2 protein-coding genes are annotated in these 1,414 nt (G+C 63.9%); both read right to left on the bottom strand.

What is annotated here, in order from left to right; genetic code table 11:
* Positions 1-26: 26 nt before the first annotated feature.
* Positions 27-410: a glycine cleavage system protein GcvH gene (gene gcvH, locus AC1DJW_RS26395; RefSeq protein WP_476902940.1), complete on the bottom strand. Its 384-nt coding sequence runs from the start codon at positions 408-410 to the stop codon at positions 27-29.
* 551 nt (positions 411-961) lie between these two features.
* Positions 962-1,414, bottom strand: a 453-nt coding sequence (locus AC1DJW_RS26390; protein ID WP_476902939.1) for a glycine cleavage T C-terminal barrel domain-containing protein, incomplete at its 5' end; no start/stop codon positions are given.

Genomic DNA, 1,414 nt, shown 5'->3' with positions numbered 1-1,414 from the left:
GAACACAGCCGTTCCGTTCGCGGCGCTCACAGCTCGCCACCGTTCTTGGAAGCATATTCCTCCGCGGAAAGCAGCGGGCCATGTTCGATCACGGCCACTTTGAAGAGCCAGCCCGCACCGTACGGATCGTTGTTGATCAGGGCAGGATCCTCCACGACGGCGGAGTTCACTTCCGTAACCTCGCCCGTCACCGGGGAATACAGGTCCGAGACGGACTTGGTGGACTCAACCTCACCGCAGGTCTCCCCCGCCGTCACAGCGGAACCGATCTCGGGCAAGTCAACGTACACGATGTCGCCGAGGGCATCGGTGGCCACGGCGGAGATGCCGACAGACACAAGATTGCCGGCTTCGCGGGCAACCCACTCGTGCTCGTCGGAGTACTGCAGTTCAGGTGCAACTTTTGCCATGTTTTTTCCTTTGCGTTGGTCTAAAAACAGTTGTGGTCAGGTTACGCGGCGGGGGACGCCATCCTCTGCGTGCTGCTCCTTCGTCGCTTTGACGCACGCTGCCGGATGCCGCTCCCCCACCGCTAGAGGCTTGTTCAGTTTTCGGGGCCAACAGTTCGGGAAAAGAACGCTGGCCCTTTCGGGTTTAGTAGGTGACCCGTGGTTCCCGTGCGCCAATCCAGTTTCTGTAGGCCAATCTGCGGCAGGCGGCCCATTATCCGGCACCTTTGGCTTTCAAAAGCGGGCCAAAGGTGCCGGACTGGAACTGAACCCGAGGTGAGCTGAACCAGAGGTGAGATGCAGGGCCCCATCGGGTGCCGGCATCCGGCAGCATGCGTCCCCACCGTCCCCCTAACCTCGCAAGCTCGGTCAGGGAACCCTGACGGCGTGGGCCCCTGCGAGAGCGACACGTCCGCTTAGCGGGCGTCTTCGCGACCGAGCATGCAGAGGATGTCGGACCCGACGGGCCAAACGCAACCACGGTCACGCACCAATCGGAACCGTACCAGTGCCTACTTAGCCCGCTTATAGAACGGCAAGGCAACAACTTCGAACCGCTCGGCCTTGCCGCGCAGGTCTACATCAAGTGCCGTGCCTGGTTCGGCGTGTTCGACGTCGACGTAGGCCAGTGCTACGGGGTAACCGAGGGTGGGACTCGGCTGGCCGGAGGTGACTTCACCGACCACCACGCCGTCCTTGAGGACCGGGTAGTGGCTGCGGCCGGCGCGGCGGCCCAGGCCCTTGAGGCCTACCAGCTTGCGGCCGCTGGTGGAACCGGCGCCCTCAGCCTTCAGGGCTTCCAGGGCAGCGCGGCCCACGAAGTCGCTTTCCTTGGCGAGCGACACAACAGGACCCAGGCCTGCCGAGAAGGGGTTGCCTTCGCGGGAGAGCTCGTTGCCGTAGAGCGGCATGCCGGCTTCGAGGCGCAGGGAGTCACGCGAGGCCAGGCCGGCGGGGATCAGCTC

This window comes from Arthrobacter sp. 05L417, assembly GCF_056397865.1.
This window is presented reverse-complemented; position numbering and strand designations above follow the sequence as displayed.